We start from the raw sequence: 314 nt of genomic DNA, 5'->3' as shown, positions 1-314 counted from the left end.
CACCAGCTTCAGACCGGCGTGGATGGCGTTCTTGCGGATCTCCTTGATGTCCTCGCCGGTCTGAAGCTGGTGGACTGCCCCATCCGTCATCTGGGCACCGAGAAGGCCCAGCAGCTGTATCTGGCCATCCAGAACTATCTGGCCGACAACGGCGTGGAGATGCTGTTCAGCACCGAGTGCGAGAACATCATCCTGGAGAACGAGGTGTGCAAGGGCGTGTTCATCAAGGGACCCAAGGACGAGGAAGCCTATGCTGTTTGTGCCGATGACCACAGTATCGGCATAAACAGCATAGGCTTCCTCGTCCTTGGGTC

At 58.0% G+C, this 314-nt stretch carries 1 pseudogene; it reads left to right on the top strand.

The annotated features are described in order from the left end of the window. Positions 1-314, top strand: a pseudogene (locus tag P0G09_RS17285) (hypothetical protein); the annotation flags it as partial.

The organism is Faecalibacterium sp. DFI.5.82 (assembly GCF_029076575.1).
Taxonomy (GTDB): Bacteria; Bacillota; Clostridia; order Oscillospirales; family Ruminococcaceae; genus Faecalibacterium; species Faecalibacterium duncaniae.
The sequence above is the reverse complement of the archived record's forward strand: the minus strand, read 5'-3'. Positions and strand labels throughout refer to the sequence as shown.